This is a genomic window from Rhizobium sp. M10, from assembly GCF_002531955.1.
In the GTDB taxonomy this organism is placed as follows: Bacteria; Pseudomonadota; Alphaproteobacteria; order Rhizobiales; family Rhizobiaceae; genus Rhizobium; species Rhizobium etli_C.
Genome location: NZ_NWTA01000042.1, coordinates 1 through 23,580 on the forward strand (window position 1 = coordinate 1; position 23,580 = coordinate 23,580).

Genomic DNA, 23,580 nt, shown 5'->3' on the forward strand with positions numbered 1-23,580 from the left:
AACCAGCATTGGTTCCTGACCCTTGCGGATGCCCGCGAAAAGATGGAGGATTGGCGTAGATACTACAATCCTGTTTCATAACTCCCATCTTCCTATGTCATCGAAAGGAATAGATTTTCCTGATCTGGAGGCGATCCCGCGGGGTGGCGAGGGTTCTTCCGTACACGATCGAGAATCTGACGTGCTTGCGGGGTCGCGAGTTTGGAACGGCTGAAGATCCATGGGCCATCGGGTAGCGGATGAGCCCCCTTAATATCGCCAGCCTCGGCCGCCAGACGCAGCGTCTTTGGCGATATCCCGAGTAACTTCGCCGCACCGCCCAGATTAAGCCATGGCTCAACCCCGTCGATCTGCGGACGGAAGACCGGAATCTTGCGATATGACCTCAGCGCGGTGACCCGCTCCCGTGTCCAGCGATTGCCATTGCCGGTCGTCAGTCCGTTGCGATTGAGGACACCGGCAATCACATCATCATTGGCGATCAAGACGAGCTGTTTCACAGCGTCGACAATGTCGTCAGGGGTCGCATTTCTTTGGCCACGGTGTCGCTTCGGCAGGCGCAGTTCGGTGTGGACGCCTCCAACCCAATGAATGACGAGGACGATCTCAGAGGTTCCATCATCGAGATCGGCGACCACTTCATTGATGAGCGTGCGCACGATGCGCTTCTTCAGCCTTGCATCGGTTGTCGGCGCCGTCCAGACGGCGCGAAGGTTTCCCGCAAGTGCGGTTACCTGTGATGCGGACATGGGGAACGGATGCGGCGTAACTGTCCGATGTTTGGCAATCTTGGCCTCGATCTCACCGACGCCAGTCAGCGCCTTGTTCCAGCGTGCTTCCAGCTCCGACGTCACCAGCCTATTCTCCGGATCAGCCGCGTCATATTGCCGGAATGCCCGGTCGGCTACATAGCGTGCTGCCTCGAGGTCGCGCATCAGGGCATCCTGAACCTGATCGCGTTGGTTGGCCATATTGCGTTCCGCCTCGACGGCGGCGGCAATGGCTCCTGGCTCGACCACGCCGAGAAGTGCCTCTTCGATCGCGTCATCGACCCGCAGACCGCCGAAGGCGATGCAACGTGGTTCGCCGTTGTCGAGCAACCCTCGCCAACAGGAATAGCGCGGGATGTTATGGTTGGCTCCTGTGTAACGAACCGTCAGCTTCCGGCCGCACCTTTTGCAGCGGAACAGGCCGGCAAGCAGAGCGCCGCCATGCTTCGGCGCTCCATGATGGCGACTGGCCGGTACATTGTCGCTGACCATCTTGCGGATCTCCTCCGCCCGTTCCCAACTGATGTAACCTTCGTGCGCATCCGGGATCAGCGCCAGCCATTCATCACGCGCCTTGCGGCGAATTCCAGATCGGCCATCGTATCCTGGTACGGAACGACTCTTACCATAAGCATAAGCGCCGCCGTAGATCGGGTTCGCAATCATCCGGTGGATGGTGGCATAATTTGGCCTGCGCCAGATGACGTCACCGTTGGCGCACCTGACGGGCAGGTCCAATCCCTGCTCAAGGAACCATAGCAAGGCCTGCCGGGCACTCCCGAGTTCGGTGACCTTGTCGAAGACGAGTGCGATGGCTTCCTGGATGCGCCGATTGGGATCCTTCTCGATCCTGTCACCGGCCTTTACGAAGCCGGCCGGAACAGTGACGACGAGTTCACCGCGGCGAGCCTTCTCATAGCGGGCGGAAAGGGAACGCTGACGCAAGAGATCGAGTTCATACTCGTTGAGGCTGCCCTTCAAACCCAAGAGCAGGCGGTCGTTGCCCTGGCGGGGCGCATAAACTGCTTCCTGGTCGACCAGGACGGTATCAACAACGCGGCACATCTCGATGAGTTGCTGCCAATCGCGGCTGTTCCGGGCGAAGCGCGATACCTCACGCGCGGCCACGGCGCCTACCTTGCCAAGGCAGACTTCCGCCACCATCCGATCAAATCCAGCGCGGGTCACGCCGCCGGCGGCCGAACGACCAAGGTCGTCATCCACCGTCTCTATATGTGACCATCCAAGCGCTGCCAGACGGTCGCGCATGGCGTACTGGAGGGCGCTGCTCTCTCGATTGTGCAGAACCTGGTGAGCCGAGGACTGCCGAACATAGAGGATGGCCTTCCGCTCCAGATGATGCGGCGCGATCTTCTCATGCATCATGACCGGCCTCCTTCTGTTGGCAGGCATGTCCGCACTTTGCGTGATCGACGAACAGCCGCACGATGAGCACCGTCAACGCTTGGCGGGTCTCCTCCGGCAACTCCGACCATTGCGGCGTCCCTGCCGTCTTCCCCCGCTGCGGGGCCGAGAACAGATCGAACTGGCATGTCATGGGCTGGCGAGGCATGAACATCTCTCCGACTCGTTTCGTGAGAGACCAATGCTGCGCCCATTACCGAAGATTGCGATGAGGCATCAGCGTCCTTCAGCAATCTTGCCAAAGAATGCAGGCTTGCGAGATCGACGTGCGGGACCGCCAGGCTGCGCCAACAACCACTCACTGATCGGTCGAACATCCACGACGGGACCTCAAGAAGTCGACCAGAAGAAGAACCAGAAAGGCTGCAGCGGAAAATATGCGTCCCTTTAGACACCGCCTCATGCACGTGAACAAGCCGTCCGGACCAGGGATGCCACGGATACAGAAGCTCGCGAACCTCGGTCCCGTGGGTGTTCTGTCGTCGTGTTGTACAATGAGGAAAGACCTCATGGTGCGATCGGCAACAAGGTGCCGATCTCGTTGGTGAATTCGGGAGGCGCAACCAGCCCGCCTCCCTGAATGAAGCCGGAAAACTCTAGCATCCGGTGGTCCAACGTTTGGGAGCGTTTCAAGACCGCCGAGGCTCTAATCGCCGCCGGATGAAAATTCAGTGACAGGTCATTTGAAGGCCAACCACCTACCTTCCTGCCGAACACTGGCAGACCAGAAAACAAGGGGCGCAGCCAATACACGTCGCTTGATCAGTGCTTGTGAGATACGCCGGAGCCAAAGAGGAGCCGTAGTGAGTAGTGAACGCACTGTCATGCAGGTTCCTCCATGTCGCCCCCCCCCCCGCGCCAAGAACGCTAGGGCACACCCCCGGATTGCTTGATTGCTGGGCAGATTAGCGAAGAATTCCGCCCTATATGAGCCGTTTCAACCGCACTTAAACGCGCGCTACATCTGAATAGGTCTTAATTGTTGTTAAGCCATTATCGACCAGGCCAGTTCCCGCCTCGGCGAGCTTTTGGAGGTTGTCGAAGCCAAATCGATGTACGTCGCGGAGCGTCTTCGAGAGTACTACGAGCCGCCCCGCCGTGAGTAATATCCGACCGAATCCCTCATGGTTCACAGTCAACACCGGTGACGCCATCAGTCCGGACTGCTCCTCTATAGCAAGTGCTACGGCGGCATAGAAGATCTCAAGCCGCCACTGCACCTCTAGGTCAGGTCCCCCGATGAGAGGAATCGCCCTACGCTGCTGCCTCGTCACGATGAAATCACAGAGCAAATCGGTGTCCGATTTCTCTTGCCACAATTCAAAGGTGTCTTGAGCACGCATCAGACGCAAGAGGCACTTAATGAAAGGCGTGGCGAGAGCATCTTTCTCATCTAATCGAGCATTGTTGGGGACAGGGGTGACGTTTGACATCAGTTAAAATCCTCCTGAGTGTTGGATGCGGTTTGACTAAGGGCCACACCCGCTTCCGGTAACACCATCCCTTAAAATGGTGCGGCAGATGGGACCTGTGGCGACGCAACTTGGCCCGGACGAATGACATGGCCCCTCGAAACGGGGCGGCCGCAACAACAACGGCAAGCGGCGGGCAACGCTGGCGGGCTTGACGAAAAGCGCTTCACAAGCGAGATTCCCGTCGCGATAGTCCAGTGGCGGTAGGTTTCGCCGCGAACTCCACCCTCAACCAACCTATTCGCCGCCAGGTGTAAAACCGTGTCTCGGGCTTTCGAATTGAGGATCAGGCGGGGGGTGGAATCAGCTTTTCGAGGTCGACAAGGACAGTGAGAGTATCTTGAGAGGCCGTGTACTTGCCGATCCCCCCTTTTCCGTGCGAACTGATGCAGACCTGCCATGTATTTTCCCTTCAAGGTTCAAATCGACTTCGACCGGACGCCACACGTTCCACCAGGCGATTGCCCGCCGCGTAGTTCTGGGAGTTCAAGACTCATGCCAGTCTCCTCCGCTGAGGTTCGGAACACGGCATCTGTATTGTTTCCAGCTTCTTAGCTAGCCCATGAAGAATTGATCGAGGACAACGTTGTCGTGAACCGGACAAGACGCGGTGGGGATCGAAGAAATGGCATCCCGGTGCAGCGGCGGAAGCCTATTCTCCGGCCACGTCAGCAACAAATGACACCCGCCGAAGCCGCTCCGCTCTCAATTCGCGGATTGGGCGCAATGTCCGGCCGCTTGCCGAGGTGCAGCCGGTCGATCTTCTTTGCTTGGCGATCACAGCGCCTCCCAGTGATGGACTCCGAGACCCGCATGCATCACTGGCTGGAGCTCCCTTCCTCGACAGTTAGCGCCGTCATTTGGGGGAATGCCGCGGGCAAATGGAAAGCGGCATAGGCCCCCGCGACGCCGGCGACAGCTCAACAACGCTCTGAATTTCCACAGTGAACGGCTGTTAGACGTAGCCGGCAAAGGGGAAGCTCACGAAGATCAGATGGCCCTTCAGGGCCGGGTCCTGGTCCGATGCCCACCGGATCGACCGGCCGCAAGGTTTTAGGACCGTTTCAACAACCAGCCCCTGGGCGCCTCGGCGGCGTGTATCTTAAGTTGCCGGCGTGCTTCGGCCGCGTTCACTCTCTATCCGCACCAGAACACGGCACCCGGGGGATCATGCTGCCGGCACGACCTAGCTGGCCGGTACCGTCGGCGCCGGCAAGAGGATGACTGTGGCAGCGGCCGTCATGGAGCAGTGCTGCCTCGGTGTGACCGCTGAGGCGATACTCGCTGTTTCCGGTCATTGCTTAGCACAGGCCGGAAAAGCGTTTCTGGTACCTTAGCGAACGCTCGCGATTTTAGCAGGGACAACGGGACCTGGCGGCAAGCGGACCCCAAACAAGTGCGAAGCAAACCGAATCTTTGGCAACCTCAAAGAGGGTGGAGTCGATACCCTGGGGGTCAAGCGCCCGCGTCGTCGCGGAGCATTGGGCGCGAGGGGTTTGCGGATTCTCGATACGTGATTGGCACATCAGTCGGACCTCAGCCGATCTTCGTGCAAAAGGATCCTTTAAAAATGGGCCCCTTAACGCGTGCCTTGGCATGCTTGCTTGCTGACGAAGTTTAGGTTGAGAATTGAACACCGCTAGTTATTCGCAGGATTGCTCGGCAAACGAACGAGGCGGGGTGGCGTTCCAAGCATGAGCTGGGACAGATAGGGAATGTCGCGCACGCTCCAGCGAACTGCTAGTGCTACGGCAATGATCATCGTCCCGAGAATTCCCGCCGCGCCAGACCTCATTGTGGGAGCCCATTGTTCTCCGTATTGTATCAAATCCATGAGACGGAATACCGTAGCCTGCACCAGGTACAACACGAGCGTGCTCTGCCCCACTTCCACGGCGATAAAGCGAACCACCCGGTTCGAGCGTCCAATTTTCCAGGATTGAAGCAGAATCTCGATCATCACTGCAGAGGCCACTGTCGAGCCAAAAAACATCAGAAGGATATCTTTTGCCGACTGCAGATCCTGGATTAAGGCGAGATTGTTGTAGACATAGGTGTCCTCGCGCCACGCCATGAAGCACAAGCTAGCCGCGATAGAGGCGGACATCATCAGGAGTGGCTTATGATACCGCATTATGCTCGTCCACCAATCTCTCGACTGCGCAAATGAAAATCCCATGCAGAAAAAGGGATAGGTGTACTTTATGAGAGGGAATATAGAAAACGTCACGGGGGCAACTGCGACCAGTATGGATGAGACAAGCAAAGAGCGTGCCGACCCGGAGTTGAAGATCGAAATAAGTTTGACCAAAAGAAAAGAAGCAAACGCAGCCCAGATGAACCAGTATGTGCCGACGAAATCGTGCATGAATTGCAACAGGTTGCCAGGTGCGTCCGGCGGCCGGGGAAACATGAGCAATTTGACTGCCTCCAAAAGGGTGCACCAGAACAGCGTCGGCACCAGGAGCTGCAGCGCGCGATCACCGATGGCTTGCCTGAACGATTTGCCTAGTAGCCCTGATCTAGAGAGATATCCGCTTATCGCCATAAAGAGAGGCATGTGAAACATGTAGATCGATTTGAAGCATGCCGAATCCCAGAAGCCATCACCCTCGTAAAAGATATATTGTATCAGGTGACCGAAAATCACCAAGACAATGAGTATTCCTTTGGCGAAGTCTAAAGCTAGATCGCGATCGTCGGCCTCTGGCGCCTCAGGCACTGTCTTTCCACCTACAATTCTTGCTCGCATTCTCAACATCTCACGATGCCTACGGGAGCCTTTGAAAGCGGCATTTTCCAACCTCTCGTTCATCATGCAGGCTAATCCAGCTTCCGATCAGCGCTCCGACTTCGGCATGCTGAACGACGGCCAACGGTCATACAATTTGCCTGGGTTCCAAGTTCACAGGGCGACCGTGGCGACTTAGGCCCAGTAGCCGTTTTCGGCGTGTCCATTGGCTGTTTTTCGCCGCAACGTACGCCCCGCCTAAACTCGCTGCCGCGCAACTGCTTGGGCTGCCACGTCGTCGAAATCTTCTAACGGACATTTGCGCGTATGCAAGTAGCGCTGCTTGACTCTGCACTCGGCTATTGTTGCGATTGCATATGATTCTCCATGCCAAACTTGCGCGACACCGTATCAAAAGAACATATTGCCGATTCAATGGCTCCTAGCCGCTGTGGGTATCGTCTATCACCTACCGGCGCTTGGGTGTGGATCGGCACCCCAGCGCAACCCCCCAGACGCTGGAGATTTGCTCCATTAGATCCGCCGCCCAACGTGTCCTATATGGCAGCCTCACCATTGTAAAATTCATGCTCCTAATGACACGCATCTGCGGTATGGATGAGTATCGCGGACCCTTGACAACCTTGAGCGGAAGGTCGGTGAGTATCGCGATACACGAGGCTTTGGCCGCGATCGCCGCCGTTTTGGATCGCCGCCAATGATAGCTGGACGTTGGGCTGCCATTGTCGATCCGTATGCGACGTTTGTCGATACGTCAGAGACGACCGTGGTCCCAATCCGTAGGAAGATCGCAGTAAGCGTCAAGATATGCGGGATGCAACGGCCAGTGTCTGGGGATGCGCTCCCCTGTCAAGGTCGAGACCCCCTCCTCGATCAGTGGCTTTCCCTTTTTGGGATACCTCTCCTTCGGTGGCGAAAGAATGAAACCGGGCTGGATATGTCGCTGGTCATTTCGCGCGATTCAAATTGGCGCAGACTTTGCGGCTCGCTTGACGCGACGATCCCCCTGAGCTGAAGAAGGCCGGCCGCAATAGCGCCGAGCATTGGCGCACATATATAAAGCCAGAGTTGAGAGAGTGCCGCCCCTCCTGCGAAAAGTGCTGGGCCGATCGATCGTGCTGGATTCACAGAAGAACCCGAAACGGTGATACCGCCAAGGTGGATCGCAACTAAGGCAAGTCCAATCGCCAATCGTGCAACAGCGCCGCGTCCAGCCGTGCATTTGAGGAATACAGTTACGAACAGGAACGTGGCGATAAACTCGAATAGGAACGCAGCTCTCCATCCGTAGACTACCCAGCCGGTTTGGGCGAAACCTTCTAGGGTGATATCGTAACCGCCGACCTTGTTCATAGCGATAAGGTAGAGCGTGCCTGCCGCCGCGATAGCTCCTGCACATTGGGCGGAGACATACGCGAGAAAGTCCCACACTCTCAATCGGCGCGACACGAGGAAACCCAGGCTGACCGCCGGATTGAGATGCGCGCCCGAGACTGGGCCAATCGTGTAGGCCATTGCAACCACGGTCGTCCCGAAGGCTAAAGCGACACCCAACAGGCCCACCTCTTGACGCATATAAAGCAATGTGCCGCAGCCGAGGAAGACAAGTGTGAAGGTCCCGAAGAATTCGCAAACATACTTTTTCATTTTTCACTCCATTGATTTGACCCCACGTACTTTTCGGTGTCATCCTCGTGCCGCCAAGCGTTCCGCATGCACCGAACCAATCATCGTGTCAGGTCCCGAAAACCTCCGTAGTTGACTTCAATTGCGTCCTTGTCCGACGAGATCGGCATCAGAGCCTATGGTCAACCAGCGTCACCGATCACCAGCAAACGTCGTACCAAATGAAATATGTTGCGCATCACAGCGATCGCTCTGATGACGTTCGGTCTTAGGTTCGAAAGTGCCGTGAACAGGATAGGCAGGCGAACCGTACCGAGACGTATGGACCCGAGCTGGGCTACGAACAAATCGCCAAGCAGCCCATCCTCAAATTATCGAAACAACGACCCTCTTCATGGCTCCAAGCGGAAGGTGGTGCAAAGCAGGAACCAGGACAAGGGTTGATAAGACCGCCAGGGACGTTCACGAGAAGTCGAGTAACGCCCCTTAGCCACGAACAGGCACATGATCCTTGGCGCGATTTGAAGTCCGCGTGAATTCCCTTGTCCCCAGCGCAACCGTCGACATTTTTCGCAAATGTCGGGCATTCGCCACTTTTGTCAGATTTGTCGTGACTGGAACGTTTTGTTCGCCGGTCTCTCCGCCAAATACACATCAACCTGCCCTCAACCCGCCCATCGATAAACGAAAATCATCTTCTTGGCGCGTCGGAGCAGTTGGCATGGTGTTTGCTGATCCCTGGTTACAAGCGGCAGAAAGCAGTCTGCATTATGCCGGTTCATGAAACGAACGGAACGGAGGCCACCTGACCGTTCGTCATCGGATCCGCGTTCTACCAAAGCGGCCATGCATAGTCCGCCGGCGGAAGGGGTCAATCCCGATGTCACAGCTTGCAACCAACTCAAAGAGAAGGAAAATGCAATGACCAAGATTTCCGAAAGATCCTTTGAAACGATCGAAAACCCGGGGTCATCGTCGCTCAAGGTGCCAGATCAGTTCGGCGCATCCGTTGAAAAGGGGAACAAGCAGGTGACAGAGGCTCTTTTGAAATTTGCGTCCGGCGCTGAAGCGACACAGAAAATGCTGCCTCCGATCCTCGAAACGACAAGTCTATTCGGCAACGAATTGTGGTGGAAGACGATCGCTGCACTGCAGGCCGACGCCGAGGCCAGCTTCTCACATTTGCAAGCTTTGCTGGGCGCGAATTCGCCGTCGCAGATCCTCGAACAGCAGTCGACCTTTTTCCGCAAGCGCGTTGAGACAAGTTTGCAGCACGCCAAGGAAGTCCGGGAGCTCTCAAGCAGGGCGGTGGAGGAAATCTCAAAGCCGGTCAAGGATGCTTTTGACAAGGTCCTGACGAACCCCAAAGCGACGTAAAGTTGACTCGGCACTAAGATCAGGGCTGGACGAATCATGATCGGAGCCGCTTTCGAGGAGACAACATTATGCGGCCGACTGATGTTTCATCTGTTCGCGGCGCTGGCGAATTCCGGCGTGATCTGGTCAGAGAGCGGACCCGTGCCGGCCCGGAGGAACGTGGTAGGCGCGGCGGCGGCCGCCGCAGATAAGCTTGCCAGGGCCTCATCTGGTGGCTGGCCACAAAGTGCGCGAGGCCATCGCACCTTACGAGGCTCTTAGATGGTTACATGTGGGGGATAGTAAAATGATTGTAGCTGTTCCAAATAGCGGGGCGTCACGGATTAACCAATCCGGTGTAGAAGCATTACGAGAATTTCCTAACTTTCCGATAGGCGGGATCTTGTTCAAGGATATAGCGCCTATGCTGGCTGGTAGAGGTGCATTGGGCGAAGTCGTTTCTACCGTCGCAAGCCAAGTGTCGGGAACAGAAATCGATGCCATTTTGGCGGTTGATGCGCGTGGTTTCATCTTGGGCGCCTCATTGGCTGATAGGCTCGGTTGCGGTTTCATCATGGTAAGGAAACCCGGTAAACTGCCGGGGGACGTCCTCTCATTTGAATACAGCTGTGAATACTGCTCCGGAACCCTGGAGGTAACTGCCGGCCTCATCGGTGACGGCCTGCGATGCCTGATTGCTGATGACCTTCTAGCGACGGGTGGCACTGCTCGGGCGACTGGGAATTTTGTCAAGTCCCAAGGCGGAGAGATCGCCGGATACGCATTCATACTCGAAATCGAAGTTTTGAAAGGCAGGCGTCAATTGGACGACGCACCAGTGATCAGTGCGATGACGTGCTAGCGCAGCAACATAGACGTAAGGAGGCAAGCGCATGAATACCCCTGATTGGCTTTCGACACCGCAGGACGTGCATGTAGCCAGTCAGACGCTACAGGCCCTCGTCACAAGTGAACTTTCGAAACGAGTCGTCTCGGAAAACGAAATTAAAACGATCTATCTGTTTCTAACCCGCAAGTGCAATTTGGGATGCCACCACTGTTATATCGCAGGCGTCGGGCCCAAGGCCAAGGGCATTGATTTCAACCTGGAGGCGATCCAAGGACTGATCGAGCAAGCACTACCCAATGGGCTGCGCAAGGTTAAGGTTTCCGGGGGTGAACCGATGGTTCACAAGGAATTCATGGCAGTCATGGAATATCTCGCATCCTGTGGGCTGAAGGAGCTGGTTTTCGAGACGAATGGAACCCTCTTTGACGAGTTCACGATCGAGCAGCTAAGTAGGCTCCCCAATTTGACGGTCTTCATCAGCCTCGACCATTTCGACCCAGAGGCGCACGACGCTTTCAGAGCAAAATCGGGTGCGTTCGCCAAGACTGCGATTGTCCTGCAGCGGCTTGGAAAAACTGACATCTCTACGGTGGTAACGACGACTGCCTATCGCAACAACTATGACAAGGTGATTTCGATTATAGATTTGGTGCTCGGCTGGGGCATCAAGAAGCATCGGACGCTGCTCAACATACATCCGATGGGCAACGCGCGCAGCCATGAGGACAATGCGATAAGCTTGGAGGAATGCAAGCTACTGATAGGCGATCTTTTGAAATCTCCCCATTTTGAGAGTGGCGCTGCATACATGACTCTGCCGCCGGCTCTGATGCCTCTCAAGTATCTGAACGGCGTGCATACTTGCGGTTGGGGCGACAACGTACTGGGCATACTGTCGAACGGACAAGTTTCGATGTGCAGTGCCTCCTACGATGATCCGGAAATGATCGCCGGCAATGCCTTCGAAATGCCCTTGATGGAAATCTGGCGCAACAGCCCGTTCTTCCATGAGCTACGCGAGGTGGTGAGTGGCGAGGTTAAGGGCGTCTGCGGCAACTGCGTGTTTTATCCAGTCTGTCGCGGCGTCTGCAAGATGAGTAGCTGGTCGCACTATGGTGAAAAGGACGCGCCCTATCCGCTGTGCCAGGAACTTTACAATAACGGAGGTTTTCCGGAGTACGCCCTGGTGGACCCGACGAAAGATTCCACCTACCGCCGCGGAGTTATAGCGAAAGAGCGTCGGCCCGCCGCCGAAGCTCCTGTCTATAACTTCTCGGAGGAAATCGCGGCTGCTGCGCAACACACTCACTAACGCAGGAGGCGCGACGTAATAATTGCTGTGTCGACGACGTAATTTAACCAGGTCAACAAAAATAACGTGGAGGATTGAGGATGAGCAGAGCTTTCCGAGGTGCGGCGGGTGTGGCGCACACACTTGCGAACAACGCGATACGATCCGGCAACAAAGCAGCCGCCCAGCAAGCCCAGGTGATTTCTCGTCTCGCGGAAGGACTCGCCCGGCTGCAGGCGGGTTTGGATGACCAAGCTCAGCAATTGACGGCTGGCCTTGTAAAATTAGAGCAATCGCTAAAGGTGTCACGCAGATCGCAACGGTCGAAATCCGGCTCACTCGCTGCTAACGGCGAACTACAAGACTACTACGTTGATATAACCGCCTCGAAGAAATTTGGCAAAGCCAATTGGCCGCGCGCCGCCGATTCAGGTCTTGTAGGACGCCGCATTGGGCGAGGACCGGTTAGGATGACTGGTTCCGACACACAATCGGCAAAGGCGGTTACCGCCGCATTCGCCAAACTTCTCTCGGCTCAGGCACAATTGCTGCAGATACGCAGTGAAGTGGAAGACCTCAAGAAGGTTCAGAGGTAGCGGCAATGGCTAGTTCCCGACTGTTTGGCTACGCCGTTGACGAAGAGGATGGCAAGCTGGTAATCGTGATTGACGGATTGCTTGCCGAAAGTTGCATCCGGCAAATTCGGGACAGCGCCCAGACGGGCCGCGGTGGTGAACTCTTGTCGCGATTGCTGCCGGTAAGTTCGGTTTACAAGCTTATGTCTGGACAAGAGGAACGCGCTGAAGAAACGCTCAGCCTTGAACAGTTGCTTGGACAAAACGTCGACCAGAGTTTCGCTTCCTTCGAACAACAGTTCGCCGACCTGAGGCAGACACTAGCCGAATTCGGCAGCCCGGAAAGTTCGAAATAAATCACGCAGCCGTATCAGGAGTCTCCGCGATGCTTCGGTTGTCACCAGAAGACTCTATTTTGCTGATCACCTGCCGGGCCTACCTACGACCCGAGGATGAAGAGCGTTTGGTCCGTCTCTGCAAGGAGCCTGTCAACTGGCCCTATGTGGTATGGCGCGCCGAGCATAATCGGACGGTGCCGCTGCTTGAGAATCACTTGCGCCGCCTCGATTTGTTGACACTATTGCCTACTGAGGCGGCGCATTACGTTCAGTGCTGGACTGTCATGTCAAAGGTCAGGTCCGCACTCGAATTTCGCAATCTGCCAGAAATCATGGATGCGCTGGATCGGGCCGGCATCGCCTGGTTCCTGGTGAAGGGACCAGATCTCGCGCTTCTCCACTATCCCGATCCACTCCTACGGCCGATGACCGATCTCGACATCATGGTCAAGCCCGCTGACGCGCAGCGCGTGCAGCGGCTCATGTTCGATCTCGGCTACCGGCACGGTATTTTCGACCCTTCAAATGGCAACTGGCATCCGGAACGAAAGGAACTCGATGACGAAACCTTCCGCGAAAGTTATTCCTTGCCGGTGTTTGTAAGGATAGAATCCGTTGAATCTCCGTTCCCTGGTCCCGCGGTGCCACGCCAGCTGCGCTACCGCCACGTAAAGGGATACATCGATTCCGCGAAGAAGCTGCACATGCCCATCTTCATTGATATGCATGTAAATCTCTCCGTCGGCATCGATGTCGAAGACATATGGTCAGGCGTGCGTCTTGCAAACGGTCTAGGCCGCATATTGCAGGTCCAATCCGCGACTGGCGCCGTCTGGTTCCTTTCGGCCAGGCTTTATCACGAGGCCTTCCTTTATAATTCGCTTCGACTATTGATGTTCGGCGATCTTCATGCGGTTCTACACAAAGAAATGGCGAATATTAGCTGGGCGGAGGTCGCTGCGATAGGTTACAAATACGAGATGAGGCCGGCGTTATATTTCGTCCTGACGCAGATGAAGCGCATCTGTGGGATAGACATACCGTCCGAGTTCCTAGAGCTCATTCGACCTGATCAAACCGAGGTACCACTTCAACATGATTGGGGCGACGTGTTGCCCAAACTGCTGTCTATTCCCACTGTTAACGATCTTGAGCTGGCGTAAATATGGCGCCCGAGTCACCATATCGTACAGATCCTGCGGCGAACGACCTTCGTATCGCAGCAACCGAAACCTCTGCAAAGTTTGCGTCAACAGTCCATCGGGCCCTCACGCGGTCAGGAATAACGATCCTAAACACGCAGGTGTTCAGCAATGGCCAGATGGCTGTCACTCCGCGCGACGGCGGGCTTGGCGGAAATGTGGTGGTCGTGCAAACATTTCCTGACAGCGTTCATGATCGTCTTTTCGAGTTGTTCCTAGCGCTTGGTGCCGTGCGGGCGCGGGGTCCCCGCACGATTACCGCTGTTCTTCCCTACCTCCCATATTCGCGTTCGGATCGCCCTGCCTTCGACGGCGGACCTGTACCGGTGCGAATCCTTGCGGGGATTATCGAAACTCTCGGTATAGATCGGCTGATAACTTTCGAACTCCATGTTCCTCAGCTGTGCGCCGCATTTGCCTGTCCTGTCGTCAATCTTCAGTTCGCTCCCGCCCTAGTTCGCCATCTCGGTTCTGCGGCCGTCGATGGCGACATGGTCGTTTCACCGGATTTCGGCGGAGCGAAGCGAGCTGAGCACTTGGCGGCCCTGCTCGGCTGCCCATTCGCTGTCATGCGCAAGCACCGCAGAGACGATGATGACTTTCGGGAGAGCGTCGAGATTCTGGGGGACGTTGCTGGCCGGACGATCATCCTGATTGACGACGAAATCAACAGTGGTCAGACGGCTTTTTCAGCCGCCGCACATCTCAAAGCGGCAGGCGCTCGCAAGATAACCCTTGCCGCAGCCCATGCCATATTCACGCCGTCGCTGAACGAAAACTGGGGACGGTCTCAGATCGACCGCATCGTTGTGACCGACAGCGTCGGACGTACCGACAATTTCCCCGACAGTGTCGAAGTAGTCTCGATCGGCAACGAAATTGCAGGCGCGCTGCAGGCACGCTGAGAAGCATTACCTGAAATCTAGCATCACGCGATTAACACGTGGATCGAGCGCCTGCTCGAATGCCTCTTGGGCGTTTGACGAGGGCCAAAGATTGACCTGCAGCACGTCGAAGCGTGCGGCGTGTTCAACGATGGTTCGGATGGCATTTCTCACGTCGTCCGCGCTTTGGGCTATGGTGCCGATCAGTTCAATTTCCCGGTAATGCAGAAAGTTAGCGCCTACCGATAACAAATCGGACGTCGGAATCGATTGGTAGAGTACAATCCTGGCACCGCGTGACGCCGCAGCTATGGCCCCCTGAATGCCTCTGACACCGAAGCGCGTGCAAAAGATGCAGTCGAAGCCCCAGCCATCCGTTAATTTCTCGACGAGTTTCGGATCAGACAGAGAATGAACTGACCCCGTTGCATGGGCGCCGGTCGACATCACAGGCCCATGCGTTGCCACGTCGTCATCGAAAAGGTAAACGTCGCATCCTTTGGTTGTCAGAAGTATCGAATGGAGAAGGCCCATCGTGCCTCCGCCGATGACGGCCACAGTGTCTCCAGCCTTTGCACGCGCCCTATTTATGCCGCGTGCCACGCAGGCGACAGGTTCAACTAACGCGGCACGCTCGGGAGCCAAAAAGGAAGGTACGGAAAAAACCTGATAGGCGGGTACGCCCACAAAATTGGCCAATCCCCCCGGCCCCTGCGGCACCCCTCCTCTCGCTTTAGGATTTAAATATGCACAGTGGTTGTCCAGTCCGAGGCGGCAGGCACGACATTGGCCGCATCTGCGCATTAAAAGCACCGCAACGCGGTCTCCTACGCGCAGGCCATCCGGTACATCGTCCGGCAGAGACACGATCGTGCCTGACAACTCGTGCCCGCCCCAATAGGGGTAAGTCGGCTTGGCGCCCCGATAAACGCGTTGCTCCGGTGTGCAGAGTCCACACAACTCTATCCGCACACCGACTTCGGACGATACGGCGAGTGGAACCGACAATGTCCATTCTTCAACCTTGCGGGGGCAAGTAATTACGAGTCCACGAACCTCCATACGAGACCTCTCGCTCCCCGACACACCGACTATCCTAATATGTACACTTACTTGCATCCAGAATCTAGCCAACAACCACAGGCGGCAGTCAGAAAGCTGATGAAATCACGTGCCTTGCTGGCGGGCTTGCTTATGTCCTGGGTCTTGACAAGCTTCTCGGAGATATCGTCGGCGCAAACGGCAAAGGACGTTTCAAGCGGCAGAAGTGTTCCCTTGCGCAAGGAGCGACGAAACTATTGAAGGTAGAGTGGAGCGCTTGGGCCGCGTCAATGCCACCAGCCTCAAACACGAGCCGCGGTTTACCAGCCCGTTCTTCGATGCATCCTCATCTCTGCGAAGATGCCATGTCGCCTTCCCTCATCTGCCCGCGCGAACCCTCCTAAGAGCCTATCGCCACATCGTCCAAAGCTTCATCCTTCGTGGCGCACCGGTTCGAACCGAACAGACCAACAATCCGAGTCGCACCGAGAAGGATGACGGCAACTAGATCGGTAGTTGGGCGGCCGCAACATCAGAAAGGTCTCAGCGTTTGCTGGACGCGTGCCTGCGATGGCGGTGGTGGCAACGATCTTCTCTGGCTGCCCCAAGCGCGGGAGAGGCCATTCGACGCTAGCAAGAGTTCGCTCGAACCTGATATCCGTTACCGCAACGACTTCGCTGAGACCACCTCCCAGGCACCATTCTACGATGCCGGCGAACAAGGTCAGCGTTGCCTCGTGAACGGAACCATCTCCCCTCCCCTCCCCTCCACTCTTCGAGGTGTCGACGCAAAAGCGAGAACTCTAGACCATCAGGGGATTGGCGTTCAGGCGACCCTTCGGGAGCAGAGACGGAAATACGTCTACCAGCATGGTCGGTCCCATCGCAGACAAATCGCGTGCACATCCTGCAAGTGGTCCAGCCGCGGTGACATCCAGGATGGCAGTCGGGGCGAGAGCGTCAACCCCATCTGCCTCGCACTCGTCGACTACTTCTACATCCCAAGTGCGAGTGGAAAAGATCCTCGCACGTAGCCTATGATCGTCCTGAAGCAGCTACGCTTCGTAGTAAATTTTTGGTGTCGAGATCGCGAATACCTGCATGAATTTCTCCGCCGCCGTTAGGCGCCGGGAACTCTGCACGAATTGGAATCGGGCGTCCGTTGTCGAATGCTTACGGTTTTGTGCGAGTGAGTCGCGGCAAGGGGATCACCGACTTTGCCGAGGTCTTCTGCTTTTCGTCTAAATCGCCGGGGCACATTTGTAGGATTCACAATAAAACACACCATGACCAATCGGTACCGCGGTCTTGCTAAGCTGCAGGATATAAACGGAAAAATCCATTTACTCTACGTTCCGGGTTTATCCACGTTAGCCTTTCGTTAACCTAAAACCCCTTGCTCAAAATGCAGAATCGGCTCTAATAGCTAGTGGCGGAACTTTAGCGGTTTCGCGAAAAGTTCCGCCACTTGCAGGAAATGGATTTTGAGATGGCGAAAACCGCAGCAAAAACAGCGCCGGTCGTCGAAGGGTTGACCGCATTGATGGAGCGTCATGCTGACGCTCTCTCCAGCCAACTTCAAGCACATCATCTCAAGGTCTTCCCGCCGACGTCCGAAAAGGGCATTCGATCCTTTGCACCGTCAGAAGCCTCAAAATTGCTTGGCATCGGTGAGTCTTATCTTAGACAAACTGCTTCGGAAATGCCTGAACTGCACGTTAGTATGAGCCCTGGCGGTCGACGCACGTTCACGATCGAAGATATTCATTCAATCCGTAAGCACCTGGACCTGATTGGCCGCGGGAACCGGCGCTACCTGCCCCATCGTCGCACGGGGGAGCAGCTTCAAGTCGTCTCGGTGATGAATTTCAAAGGCGGCTCGGGCAAGACGACGACAGCCGCGCATCTGGCACAGTACCTGGCAATGCGTGGCTACCGGATTCTCGCGATTGATCTTGATCCCCAAGCAAGCCTTTCCGCACTCTTCGGCAGTCAGCCAGAAACTGACGTTGGTCCGAACGAAACACTCTATGGCGCCATCCGGTATGATGACGAGCAGGTCCCAATCGAGCAGGTTGTCCGAGGAACGTACATCCCGGATCTTCATCTAATTCCTGGCAATCTTGAACTGATGGAGTTTGAGCACGATACCCCGCGCGCGCTTATGAACCGGAAGGAAGGTGACACGCTTTTTTACGGTCGGATCAGTCAGGTCATCGAAGACATCGCGGACAACTACGATGTCGTCGTTATCGATTGCCCTCCCCAACTTGGCTATCTCACGCTTTCAGCTCTGACCGCCGCAACCTCGATCCTCGTCACCGTCCATCCCCAGATGTTGGATGTAATGTCGATGAACCAGTTTCTGGCGATGACCTCGAATCTCCTTCGGGAAATCGAGAACGCAGGCGCCCAGTTCAAGTTCAATTGGATGCGCTACCTCGTCACTCGTTTTGAACCGAGCGATGGCCCGCAGAACCAGATGGTGGGCTATCTGCGTTCGATCTTTGGCGAAAATGTCCTCAATTTTCCGATGCTCAAGACGACCGCCGTTTCGGACGCTGGCCTGACGAATCAAACCCTCTTTGAGGTTGAGCGCGGACAGTTCACGCGCTCGACCTATGATCGGGCCTTAGAGGCGATGAACGCCGTCAACGACGAGATCGAAACTCTAATCAAAAAAGCATGGGGTAGAACCACATGAGTCGGAAGCACCTCCTTGACGTCACCACGGACGCGCCCGACAGCTCATCAGCTGCTGAACACAGAGCGGCAAAGACTCGCTCCATGCCGCTTCTCGGCGTGACCAGAAAAGAACGAGATCCAGCGACGAAGCTGACTGCAAACATCGGTAACGCGTTGCGCGAGCAAAATGATCGTCTTGGTCGTGCCGAGGAGATCGAGCGGCGTCTCGCCGAAGGTCAGGCCGTGGTTGAACTGAACGCGTCGTCAATCGAGCCGTCCTTCGTTCAGGATCGCATGCAAGGTGATATCGAAGGACTTCTTGCATCCATCCGCGAGCAAGGACAGCAGGTCCCAATCCTTGTGAGACCTCATCCCGTTAAACCCGCGCACTACCAAGTTGCCTTTGGACATCGCCGGCTGCGCGCCGTTTCGGAGCTAGGACTGCCGGTCAAGGCGGTTGTTCGAGACTTGACGGACGAGCAGTTGGTTGTCGCACAGGGTCAGGAAAACAATGAGCGCGAAGACCTCACCTTCATCGAAAAGGCACGTTTCGCACACAAGCTAAACAAGCAGTTTCCACGAGAAATCGTCATCGCGGCTATGTCAATCGATAAAAGCAACTTGTCGAAGATGCTCCTGCTTGTTGACGCCCTCCCCTCTGAATTGATCGATGCCATCGGCGCCGCTCCAGGCGTTGGACGCCCAAGTTGGCAGCAATTGGCAGAGCTGGTTGAGAAAGCATCGCCTCCGGCAGGCGCTGCGAAATATGCTGCCTCGGAGGAGGTGCAGGCGCTGCCGTCGTCGGAACGGTTCAAGGCAGTGATCGACCATCTGAAACCGCGTCGGACTGCGCGCGGGTTGCCAGACGTCCTGTCGACCCCCGATGGCGACAGGCTTGCGCAGGTCACGCAGAGCAAGAGCAAGCTAGAAATTACCATTGACAGGAAAGCCACGCCGGATTTCGCGGCTTTCGTACTCGAGCATTTGCCGGCGCTTTACCAGGAGCATCGCGCAAAGCATCAACGGAAACAGGGAGTGTAACCCGCAAAAGAAAAGAGCTCCCTCAACGTCGCCGTCGTGGAAGCCCTTCTGTCTCTGTAGCAAGAACAGAATCGCATTTCCTCGAATCCTCGTCAAGAGTCTTTGGCGCCGTTTTGGTGAGCGAATTTCCTTTGCCTGCTGAAAGGTGAGAGACAATGCAGTCGGGGAATGTAGCGACGCCGTTCGGGCGGCGGCCAATGACGCTTGCGCTCGTGCGGCGCCAGGCGGCAATGGAAATCAAGCATGGAAAAGCTGCCGATAAGTGGAAAGTGTTGAGAGACGCTTCCGCCGCGATGGAACTGCTCAAGATCCAGTCGAACAGTCTGGCTGTTCTTGACGCACTTTTGAGTTTTTATCCTGACAATGAGTTGCGTCAGGATGCACAATTGATTGTCTTCCCCTCGAATGCCCAACTGGCGCTTCGGGCGCATGCAATGGCGGGCGCAACGTTGCGGCGGCATATTGCCATTCTGGTGGAGTCGGGGTTGATCGCCCGTAAGGATAGCGCCAATGGCAAGCGCTTCGCCCGCAAGGGCGACGATGGCCAGATCGAGAATGCTTTTGGCTTCGACCTGTCGCCCCTCCTGGCGCGATCGGAAGAGTTGGCGATGTTGGCGCAAAGAGTGGCGGCCGAGAGAGCCTCGCTCAGGAAAGCCAAAGAGAGCCTTACAATTTGCCGGCGGGATGTTCGCAAACTTATTACTGCTGCAATGGTCGAGGGCGCCGACGGCGATTGGAAGACGACCGAGGACATCTACATTGCGCTCGCGAGCAGAATTCCGCGCGTTCCGACCCTTGAAGGGGTCACTAGCGTTCTCAATGAAATGGAGATGCTCCGTGAGGAAGTGCTTAATCGTTTGGAAAACCTCGAGAATGCTGAAAAAATTAGCACCAATGCTGCTCATATCGAGCAGCACATACAGAATTCAAAACCCGAATCCGTAAATGAATCTGAACCACGCTCCGAAAAGGAGCAGGGGGCAAAGGCGAGCTTGAGCCATCAGCCGAAGAATGAATCGCAAAGGGCGTTCCCCTTGGGATTGGTGCTCAAGGCGTGCCCGATGATCAGCGACTATGCACCGCGCGGCGTGGGGAGCTGGCGAGATCTGATGTCTGCCGCTGTGGTGGTTCGATCTATGCTGGGGGTAAGCCCTTCCGCCTACCAGGATGCCTGCGAGGCGCTAGGACCGGAGAATGCTGCGGTGGCAATTGCGTGCATCCTGGAAAGGGCTAACTTCATCAACTCTCCTGGAGGCTATCTGCGGGATCTAACGCGCCGAAGTGAGCGCGGTGAATTCTCGCTTGGCCCGATGATAATGGCGTTGTTGAAGGCCAACGGGCAAGGCGGTTTGAGGGCTGGGTAAGTGCGGCTGATCGTTATTCCTGCCGTTGAGGATTTCGGTTGTGGTCAGCTGACCACCAAGCTAACCCCTTGGAAAACACCAACTTTCAAAGGCGGCTTGTCGCAGGCATTGTGCCGGTTACCGTCTGGCTCCCGAGCCAAATGACGCCTCTTAGGGGAACAGTAGACCGTGATCTCAATACGAACGCGCCCAAGGTCGCGCACGAACAAGACCAGGAGCGAAGTCTTCGCACGAAATGGCAGCCGCCTTTCATCAATTCATTGGCACCGGCGCGGCAAATCGCAAGGCGGCCGGCTGTGCCGGCTAATCGCGAGTGGGCGATGGCGCCGCATGGATAGGACGCAATAGGAACAAGTACCTGCTGCCATCCGCAGCGCCGGAATCTACGGGGCTGATTCGCGGCGGCACTTCCACAACACTGGGAGAATTCATCAACCGCTATCTTGGGCGAGGTGACGCAATGAGCCACTCGACCCTATGGTCTTTTGACCAGGCAAGAATGGCATTCGAGGTGAGTTTGGTGCCGTTGTCGGAGAGATCATTGCGAGTTTCGAGCGAGGCGACGACCGGAGATCGAGGTGTCCGGGGATCGCCGCGAGGCATTCTCGCGTCGCGTCATCGACGATGTTGAGCACGCGAAACCCCCTTCCGTAAGCGAACTTGCAGGCGCGCGCGCACCGATCCTGGCCAACGCGAAGGCTCTGCCCGCTGGTCGCTGGATTTTGTTCGTGACCAAAAGCAAATGATCCAGTGGAACATTTCTCCACCGAACGACTGAGGCATATACCTATCTCGCAAGGCCCAGCCATCGGCACAGTATTTGAGTCCGTTGAAGAAGGTGATGGGTCCAGGCGGCTTGGAGGAGGCATAGCCGTTCCAGCCGCCGAGTTTGGCGATGATCCAAGCGGCCCAGGCGAGCGAAGCTTTGGGATGGGGATTGGATTGCAGCTTGGTCTTGCCCTTGAAGCGGCTTTCGAGGGCGGCGAGCGTGTTGATCTCGTGGGGACTGACTGCCAGGCTTGCCGGGTGAGGATCGCCGCCACTGCGGTCCTGCACGAGTTGGAGGACGATTGCCGCGGCCTTGGCGGCGATGGCGACGAGCTTTTCCAGCCGCGGCGCTAACTGCAATTGGCTGTCCTCGATCTTGAAGCCCTGCGTCTTCATCACCCGGAAGAACTGCTCGATCATCCAGCGCTGCTTGTACCAAGCGACGATCTGCCAGGCGTCAGTCGCACTGGAGAGCGCATGGGTGGTCAAGAGCAGCCAATGCAAGGGCTCGACACCGTCGGGTGCGTCCGGTTCGACGACCTCGACCCAACTGAGCCTAACCCCGTCGGGCAGCCCTTCTTCGCGCAGGTTTTGCGGTTGCCTGATCGTCGCCTGGCCGAAGCGCAGGCACAACGTTGCCTGCCGCGCCGGACGGTCGGCGCGCTCGCGCAGCTCGATCGTTTGGGTGTCGCAGAACCGAACTGTCTCTACGACATCACGCAGTTTAGAGCCGCCGATGAGTGCATGGTCATGCATGACGCGCGACAAAAGATCGAAGCGTTGGTCGGGCAGGTGCGCCCACATCATAAAGAAGTCGCCCTATTGCGCGACCTCGCCAATGAGCGATGGCGTTTCGGCGACCGGCGACCGGCGACCGGCGACCGGCGACCGGCGACCGGCGGCTTCGGCGGGGGGGGAGCGCCGTTGGGGTCGACCGCATCTACGGGCTCTATCGCGAAGAAGGACTTTCCGTTCGCAAGCAGAAAAGCCGGGGCGGCACGCTGTCGGCACGCGTGGCCCGATCCTGGTCGAAGCGAAGGCCAATGCCCGAAGCTCGCTGAATCTCGTTCACGACCAGTTCGCTTGCGGAAGGCGGTTTCGCGTGCTCAACTTCGTCGAAGACGTGACCCGCGAATGCCTGGCGGCGATCCCGTGCACCTCGATCTTGCGTCGTCGCGTCGCTCGCGAACTGTCGGTCCTCATCGAACGGCGCGGCAAACCGGGGATGATCGTCTCCGACAACGGCACGGAATTCACCTCGAATGCCATCCTTGCCAGGTCGAAGGATCATAGTGTCGAGTCGCACGGCATCACGCCGGGAAGCCGATGCAAAACGCTAATGTCGAGAGCTTCAACGGCCGGATGCGGGACGAGATGGTCAACCAAAGCCTGTTCCTCGGCTGCGATTATGCCCGAAGCGCCATTGCTGGGCCGACGATTACAACCACTTCCGGCCGCACTCATCGCTCGGACCAGACCCGGGCACGTGATGCAGATACCATTGCCGCAACCGGCTCCAACGCTGCGCGAGATGAAAGCTTCGCGTTTCCGCCACTTGGCGTACTCGGAGCGCGCAGGCTCTAGATGTGAGCTTTCGGGAGGTTGTCCATTCAAAGCGGATTTAGGAGACTGGAGCTATCACACCTCGAGTCGGAAGGATCGCCGCGAATGAACATTCATAAGAATGCCCGACTGACGCCGTTGCGCCGGGAACAAATGGCGCTTGCTGTTATCGAAGGGCATCTGACCCAGGCTCAGGCAGCACAGGCCTATGGCGTCGCGGCCAAGATCGTCGCCCGTTGGGTCGAGCGTTTCAAGGCCGGTGGTCGAGAGGCGATGCTCGATCGTTCCTCCCGACCTCATGCCATGCCCCGGCAGACCAGTCAGGCGCTGGCGGAGCGCATCATCACGCTTCGCCGCCAGCGCCTGACTGGCAAGCACATCGCGATCGAAACCGGTGTATCTGCAGCGACGGTGAGCCGGGTTCTCAAGCGCGCAGGCCACTCCCGCCTCAAGGATATCGAGCCGGCCGAGCCTGTGCGTCGTTATGAACGCCAGGCTCCCGGCGAGATGATTCATATCGACATCAAGAAGCTCGGCCGGTTTCATGAGGTCGGCCACCGCATCACCGGCGATCGCA

Annotated in this window: 17 protein-coding genes and 5 pseudogenes; 12 read left to right on the forward strand and 10 right to left on the reverse strand. The window is 56.7% G+C overall.

Translation table 11 applies throughout. The features are described from left to right. Positions 1-92: 92 nt before the first annotated feature. The 6 genes and pseudogenes from CO671_RS31880 to CO671_RS31920 all read right to left on the reverse strand — a co-directional run bounded on the left by CO671_RS31880 (position 93) and on the right by CO671_RS31920 (position 8,066). Entirely contained in the window at positions 93-2,156 is a 2,064-nt protein-coding gene (locus CO671_RS31880; protein ID WP_011053488.1) for a recombinase family protein, read from the reverse strand. Then, a complete protein-coding gene (locus CO671_RS31885) occupies positions 2,146-2,343 on the reverse strand; it encodes a hypothetical protein (protein WP_011053487.1) in 198 nt (65 codons plus the stop codon). Before CO671_RS31885 ends, CO671_RS31880 begins: the two co-directional genes overlap by 11 nt. A 799-nt stretch (positions 2,344-3,142) precedes the next feature. Continuing rightward, positions 3,143-3,628: a NifX-associated nitrogen fixation protein gene (locus CO671_RS31900; protein WP_004677039.1), complete on the reverse strand. Its 486-nt coding sequence runs from the start codon at positions 3,626-3,628 to the stop codon at positions 3,143-3,145. Positions 3,629-3,909: 281 nt separating this feature from the next. Further along, a pseudogene (nifH, locus tag CO671_RS34620) lies at positions 3,910-4,055 on the reverse strand (nitrogenase reductase); the annotation flags it as partial. Positions 4,056-5,306: 1,251 nt separating this feature from the next. Continuing rightward, a complete protein-coding gene (nolL, locus tag CO671_RS31915) occupies positions 5,307-6,419 on the reverse strand; it encodes a nodulation factor fucose acetyltransferase NolL (protein ID WP_309506638.1) in 1,113 nt (370 codons plus the stop codon). An 873-nt stretch (positions 6,420-7,292) separates the two neighbouring features. Next, entirely contained in the window at positions 7,293-8,066 is a 774-nt protein-coding gene (locus tag CO671_RS31920) for an aquaporin (RefSeq protein WP_004677031.1), read from the reverse strand. A gap of 900 nt (positions 8,067-8,966) precedes the next feature. Here CO671_RS31920 and CO671_RS31925 point away from each other — a divergent pair. The 7 genes from CO671_RS31925 to prs all read left to right on the forward strand — a co-directional run bounded on the left by CO671_RS31925 (position 8,967) and on the right by prs (position 14,562). Next, positions 8,967-9,422, forward strand: a complete 456-nt coding sequence (locus CO671_RS31925; protein ID WP_097609100.1) for a phasin — start codon at positions 8,967-8,969, stop codon at positions 9,420-9,422. A gap of 286 nt (positions 9,423-9,708) precedes the next feature. Continuing rightward, positions 9,709-10,263 (forward strand): adenine phosphoribosyltransferase, encoded by a 555-nt coding sequence (locus tag CO671_RS31930; protein WP_004672710.1) that lies wholly within the window; start codon positions 9,709-9,711, stop codon positions 10,261-10,263. Between the two features lie 31 nt (positions 10,264-10,294). Beyond that, positions 10,295-11,563 carry a radical SAM protein gene (locus CO671_RS31935; RefSeq protein WP_004672712.1) on the forward strand — a complete coding sequence of 423 codons (1,269 nt, stop codon included), beginning with the start codon at positions 10,295-10,297 and terminating at the stop codon, positions 11,561-11,563. 80 nt (positions 11,564-11,643) lie between these two features. Then, positions 11,644-12,138, forward strand: a complete 495-nt coding sequence (locus CO671_RS31940) for a hypothetical protein (protein ID WP_004672713.1) — start codon at positions 11,644-11,646, stop codon at positions 12,136-12,138. A 5-nt stretch (positions 12,139-12,143) separates the two neighbouring features. Further along, entirely contained in the window at positions 12,144-12,473 is a 330-nt protein-coding gene (locus CO671_RS31945) for a hypothetical protein (protein ID WP_004672714.1), read from the forward strand. 29 nt (positions 12,474-12,502) lie between these two features. Continuing rightward, on the forward strand, positions 12,503-13,618 hold the full coding sequence (locus tag CO671_RS31950) for a nucleotidyltransferase family protein (protein WP_004672715.1): 1,116 nt from the start codon (positions 12,503-12,505) through the stop codon (positions 13,616-13,618). Between the two features lie 2 nt (positions 13,619-13,620). Then, positions 13,621-14,562 carry a ribose-phosphate diphosphokinase gene (gene prs, locus CO671_RS31955; protein ID WP_011053499.1) on the forward strand — a complete coding sequence of 314 codons (942 nt, stop codon included), beginning with the start codon at positions 13,621-13,623 and terminating at the stop codon, positions 14,560-14,562. A 6-nt stretch (positions 14,563-14,568) separates the two neighbouring features. Here the strand turns inward: prs and CO671_RS34575 are convergent, their stop codons facing one another. Then, positions 14,569-15,660 (reverse strand): medium chain dehydrogenase/reductase family protein, encoded by a 1,092-nt coding sequence (locus CO671_RS34575; protein WP_309506636.1) that lies wholly within the window; start codon positions 15,658-15,660, stop codon positions 14,569-14,571. A gap of 353 nt (positions 15,661-16,013) precedes the next feature. Further along, positions 16,014-16,637: pseudogene (locus tag CO671_RS31965) on the reverse strand (acyl-homoserine-lactone synthase). Between the two features lie 434 nt (positions 16,638-17,071). On the opposite strand from CO671_RS31965, the gene repA reads away from it, so the two are divergent. The 3 genes from repA (at position 17,072) to repC (ending at position 20,672) form a co-directional block, all read left to right on the forward strand. Continuing rightward, positions 17,072-18,286, forward strand: a complete 1,215-nt coding sequence (repA, locus tag CO671_RS31970; protein WP_008534005.1) for a plasmid partitioning protein RepA — start codon at positions 17,072-17,074, stop codon at positions 18,284-18,286. Beyond that, complete coding sequence (repB, locus tag CO671_RS31975) at positions 18,283-19,308, forward strand: plasmid partitioning protein RepB (RefSeq protein ID WP_004672729.1); 1,026 nt, start codon at positions 18,283-18,285, stop codon at positions 19,306-19,308. The genes repA and repB overlap by 4 nt, the downstream gene beginning before the upstream one ends. A gap of 155 nt (positions 19,309-19,463) precedes the next feature. Continuing rightward, positions 19,464-20,672 (forward strand): plasmid replication protein RepC, encoded by a 1,209-nt coding sequence (repC, locus tag CO671_RS31980; protein WP_016737357.1) that lies wholly within the window; start codon positions 19,464-19,466, stop codon positions 20,670-20,672. 465 nt (positions 20,673-21,137) lie between these two features. Here repC and CO671_RS31990 read toward each other — a convergent pair. Beyond that, positions 21,138-21,331: pseudogene (locus tag CO671_RS31990) on the reverse strand (IS3 family transposase); the annotation flags it as partial. Then, the gene (locus CO671_RS31995; RefSeq protein WP_029875533.1) at positions 21,288-22,247 is read right to left on the reverse strand and encodes an IS4 family transposase; all 960 of its coding nucleotides are present in this window, start codon (positions 22,245-22,247) and stop codon (positions 21,288-21,290) included. The pseudogene CO671_RS31990 and the gene CO671_RS31995, both read right to left, overlap by 44 nt. A 3-nt stretch (positions 22,248-22,250) precedes the next feature. Between CO671_RS31995 and CO671_RS32000 the strand changes: the two are divergent. Together CO671_RS32000 and CO671_RS32005 are read left to right on the forward strand one after the other, a co-directional pair. Continuing rightward, positions 22,251-23,024 (forward strand): annotated as a pseudogene (locus CO671_RS32000) (integrase core domain-containing protein); the annotation flags it as partial. An 84-nt stretch (positions 23,025-23,108) separates the two neighbouring features. Next, a pseudogene (locus CO671_RS32005) lies at positions 23,109-23,580 on the forward strand (IS481-like element ISRel2 family transposase); the annotation flags it as partial.

Bases quoted from the DNA above. Each gene is read 5' to 3' on its own strand.
- CO671_RS31940 (WP_004672713.1), top strand. From the start codon at position 11,644: ATGAGCAGAGCTTTCCGAGGTGCGGCGGGTGTGGCGCACACACTTGCG.
- CO671_RS31995 (WP_029875533.1), bottom strand. From the start codon at position 22,247: ATGATGTGGGCGCACCTGCCCGACCAACGCTTCGATCTTTTGTCGCGC.
- CO671_RS31880 (WP_011053488.1), bottom strand. From the start codon at position 2,156: ATGATGCATGAGAAGATCGCGCCGCATCATCTGGAGCGGAAGGCCATC.
- CO671_RS31900 (WP_004677039.1), bottom strand. From the start codon at position 3,628: ATGTCAAACGTCACCCCTGTCCCCAACAATGCTCGATTAGATGAGAAA.
- repB (WP_004672729.1), top strand. From the start codon at position 18,283: ATGAGTCGGAAGCACCTCCTTGACGTCACCACGGACGCGCCCGACAGC.
- CO671_RS34575 (WP_309506636.1), bottom strand. From the start codon at position 15,660: ATGCAAGTAAGTGTACATATTAGGATAGTCGGTGTGTCGGGGAGCGAG.
- CO671_RS31885 (WP_011053487.1), bottom strand. From the start codon at position 2,343: ATGCCTCGCCAGCCCATGACATGCCAGTTCGATCTGTTCTCGGCCCCG.
- repA (WP_008534005.1), top strand. From the start codon at position 17,072: ATGGCGAAAACCGCAGCAAAAACAGCGCCGGTCGTCGAAGGGTTGACC.
- CO671_RS31930 (WP_004672710.1), top strand. From the start codon at position 9,709: ATGATTGTAGCTGTTCCAAATAGCGGGGCGTCACGGATTAACCAATCC.
- CO671_RS31920 (WP_004677031.1), bottom strand. From the start codon at position 8,066: ATGAAAAAGTATGTTTGCGAATTCTTCGGGACCTTCACACTTGTCTTC.
- CO671_RS31935 (WP_004672712.1), top strand. From the start codon at position 10,295: ATGAATACCCCTGATTGGCTTTCGACACCGCAGGACGTGCATGTAGCC.
- CO671_RS31925 (WP_097609100.1), top strand. From the start codon at position 8,967: ATGACCAAGATTTCCGAAAGATCCTTTGAAACGATCGAAAACCCGGGG.
- prs (WP_011053499.1), top strand. From the start codon at position 13,621: ATGGCGCCCGAGTCACCATATCGTACAGATCCTGCGGCGAACGACCTT.
- CO671_RS31945 (WP_004672714.1), top strand. From the start codon at position 12,144: ATGGCTAGTTCCCGACTGTTTGGCTACGCCGTTGACGAAGAGGATGGC.
- nolL (WP_309506638.1), bottom strand. From the start codon at position 6,419: ATGCGAGCAAGAATTGTAGGTGGAAAGACAGTGCCTGAGGCGCCAGAG.
- CO671_RS31950 (WP_004672715.1), top strand. From the start codon at position 12,503: ATGCTTCGGTTGTCACCAGAAGACTCTATTTTGCTGATCACCTGCCGG.
- repC (WP_016737357.1), top strand. From the start codon at position 19,464: ATGCAGTCGGGGAATGTAGCGACGCCGTTCGGGCGGCGGCCAATGACG.